Origin of the sequence: Streptomyces sp. NPDC056347 (assembly GCF_042262625.1) — a bacterium.
Taxonomy (GTDB): Bacteria; Actinomycetota; Actinomycetes; order Streptomycetales; family Streptomycetaceae; genus Streptomyces.
Window position 1 is genome coordinate 1 of sequence record NZ_JBHJQP010000316.1, and the last position, 3,269, is coordinate 3,269.

Genomic DNA, 3,269 nt, shown 5'->3' on the forward strand with positions numbered 1-3,269 from the left:
GGCCGCTGCCGTTTGCCCTGACGCCGACGTCAAGGTCTACCGTCCATGACATGCGAATCGGGGAACTCGCCGAACGGGCCGGCACGACCACGCGGACGCTCCGCTACTACGAGTCGCGCGGACTGCTGCCCGCGCGCCGCACGGACAACGGCTACCGCGACTACGACGAGGACGACCTCGGGCTCGTCCGGCAGATCCGGACCCTCCAGGACTTCGGGTTCGAACTGGAGGAGACCCGGCCGTTCGTCGAGTGCCTGCGCGCCGGCCACCCGGCCGGTGACGCCTGCCCCGCCTCGCTCGCCGTCTACCGCCGCAAGCTCGGCGAACTCGACGCGCTGATCGGGCAGCTCCGTACCGTGCGCGACCAGGTGGGCGCCCAGCTCGCCCGCGCCGAACTGGAGGCCGCGGCCGAGCTGCCCGGTGGACCGGAACCACGTTGTGAACTGGGAGGATGACAGATGATCCACACCGCGCAGGGCGTCGCCGAAGTCACCGACGCCACCTTCGACGAGCGGGTGCTCGCGGCCGGGCTCCCCGTCCTGGTCGAGTTCACCGCCGACTGGTGCGGCCCGTGCCGCCAGCTGGCCCCGGTGCTCTCGGCCGTCGCCGCCGAGCTCGCCGGACGCATGGAGATCGTCCAGCTCGACATCGACACCAGCCCCGCCACCGCCGCCCGGTACGCGGTCCTCTCGGCGCCCACCCTGATCGTCTTCCGCGACGGCGAACCCGTACGGCAGATGGTCGGCGCCCGCCCCCGCCGCAAGCTCCTGGCGGAACTGGAGGAGGTGCTGGACGGGGCGGGCTGAGCGCGTCCCGGGACAGGCGCCGAACCTACGGCCCCGCCCGCACCGTCGAGAGGTGCGGGCGCCTCGCGTGCCCGGTCAGTGGTGGCCGCTGTGGGCGGGGGCCCGCACCCCTGCCTCGCTCCCGGGCCGGGCGGGCCCGGCGGGGCGGGCGAGGTTCTCGCCCTCGATGTCCACGCGCGGGAGGATCCTGTCGATCCACCGGGGAAGCTGCCAGGCGCGTTCGCCCAGCAGGGCCAGCACGGCGGGGACGATCGTCATGCGGACGACGAACGCGTCGAGGAGGACCGCCGCGGCGAGGCCGAAGCCGAGTGCCTTGATCATCGCTTCGTCGGCGCCGATGAATCCCGCGAAGACGAACGTCATGATCAACGCGGCGACGGTGACGACCCGGCCGCTGTGTGCGAACCCCTCGGTGATGGCCCGGCGGGGATCGGCCCCGTGCACGTGGGCCTCGCGTATGCGGGTGACGAGGAAGACCTGGTAGTCCATGGCCAGCCCGAAGACGATGCCGACGGTGAGGATCGGCATCAGGCTCATGACGGGGCCGGTGACCTCCAGACCGAAGAGGCCCTTGAGCCAGCCCCACTGGAAGACGGCGACGAGCGCGCCGAGCGAGGCGAGGACCGAGAGCAGGAATCCGAGGGCGGCCTTGAGCGGGACCAGCAGGGAGCGGAACACCAGGATCAGGATGAGGAACGCGAGCCCGACGACGAGCGCCAGGTAGGGGAGGATCGCGCTGGTGAACTTGGCGGAGACGTCGATATTGAGGGCGGTGGTGCCGGTCACCAGGGCCTCGGCACCGCCGGTGCGGGCCGGGTCGTGGGTGATCTCGCGGATGTCGTGGACGAGTTCCTTGGTGGCGTCCCCGGCCGGCGCGCTGTCGGGAATCACGGTGACGATGGCCGTGTCGCCGTCCTGGTTGAACGCGGCCGGAGTGACCGTGGCGACGCCCTTCATCTCCTTGATGCGGTCGCCGAGTCCGGTGGCCGCGGCCTTGGCCCGGGCCGGGTCGTCATCGCTGACGACGAGGGTGAGCGGTCCGTTGAAGCCGGGGCCGAACGAGCCGGCCAGCATGTCGTAGGCCTTGCGCTGGGTGGTGGAGGCCGGCTGCGAGCCGTCGTCGGGCAGCCCGAGCTCCAGCCTGGTGGCGGGCAGGGCCACGACCACCAGGCCGAGCACGGCGACGAGGAGGACCTTCAGCGGCCGGCGCAGGACGAAGGCCGCCCACCTCTCGCCCAGCGGCTTTCCGGCGGGCGCCGTTTCCTGGGCGGGCACGGCCTGCCGCTTGCGGGCGGCGCGGCCGCGGACGCGCTCGGGGGCGAAGGCGAGCAGGGCCGGCACCAGCGTCACGGCGACCAGGACGGCGATGGTCACGGCACCGGCCGCGGCCAGGCCCATGGCCGTGAGGACGGGCAGGTCGACCACGGCCAGTCCGGCCAGCGCGACGACCACGGTCAGGCCGGCGAAGACGACGGCGGAGCCGGCGGTGCCGTTGGCGCGGGCGGCCGCCTCCCGGGCGTCGTGGCCGTCGGCGCGCTCGGAGCGGTAGCGGGACACGATGAACAGCGCGTAGTCGATGCCGACCGCGATGCCGAGCATGGAGGCCAGCGCCGAGGTGCTGCTGTTGAGGTCGAGGGCCGCCGTCAGCGCGGTGATCGCGCTGGTGGTGATCCCGACGCCGATCAGGGCCGTCAGCAGCGGCATGCCGGCCGCGGCCAGCGAGCCGAAGGTGATGACCAGGATGAGGGCGGCCAGCGCGAAACCGACGGCCTCGCTGGACATGCCGGCCCCGACCGGTGCGAGCGCCGATCCGGACGCCTCGACGGTCAGGCCCCGGTCCCGTCCCCGGTCGAGGGCCCGGTCCAGACGCTCGTGGTCGCCGTCGGTCAGGTCTCCGGCCTTGGCGCGGTAGGTGACCTGGGCGTAGCCGGTGGACCGGTCGGCGCTGATCGCCCCGGTCCGGAACGGATCGGTGACCTGGGCGATCTGCGAGGAGGAGCCCCGTACGTCCTTCAGGAGCCGGGTGACCTCCGTCTGCCGGGTACCGGTGAGCTTCTCCCCGTCCGGTGCCTTGAAGACGACACGGACGCTCGCGCCCTCGGCGTTGGCCGTGGGGAACTTCTCACCGAGCAGGTCGAACGCCTTCTGCGCCTCGGTGCCGGGCAGGGTGATGTTCTCACCCGCGCTGCCGCCGCTGCCGGCCGTGGCAGCGCCCACCGCGCCGAGCAGGAGGACCCAGAGCAGCAGTACCGGCCAGCGGCGCCTGAAGGCGCCGCGGCCGATCCGGTGCAGGAACGGGGCCATGGAAAAGGGCTCCGAACGTGAGGAGGAGGGGAGGAGGACCGCGTCACCGGCCGGTGACGGGGCGGGGACCCGCCGATCCGCTCGACGGGCTCCCGCCCGGCACGCCGGGCGCCGTCCCCACGGCCTCGGCGAGCCCCGGCCCGCGGGGTGTGCCACCGG

3 protein-coding genes are annotated in these 3,269 nt (G+C 73.3%); 2 read left to right on the forward strand and 1 reads right to left on the reverse strand.

The genetic code is table 11. The features are described from left to right. Positions 1–50: 50 nt before the first annotated feature. Positions 51–455: a MerR family transcriptional regulator gene (locus tag ACFCV8_RS35790; RefSeq protein WP_376689735.1), complete on the forward strand. Its 405-nt coding sequence runs from the start codon at positions 51–53 to the stop codon at positions 453–455. Positions 456–458: 3 nt separating this feature from the next. Then, the gene (gene trxA, locus ACFCV8_RS35795; protein WP_376689736.1) at positions 459–806 is read left to right on the forward strand and encodes a thioredoxin; all 348 of its coding nucleotides are present in this window, start codon (positions 459–461) and stop codon (positions 804–806) included. 75 nt (positions 807–881) lie between these two features. Here the strand turns inward: trxA and ACFCV8_RS35800 are convergent, their stop codons facing one another. Continuing rightward, the gene (locus ACFCV8_RS35800; RefSeq protein ID WP_376689737.1) at positions 882–3,110 is read right to left on the reverse strand and encodes an MMPL family transporter; all 2,229 of its coding nucleotides are present in this window, start codon (positions 3,108–3,110) and stop codon (positions 882–884) included. Positions 3,111–3,269 lie beyond the last annotated feature (159 nt).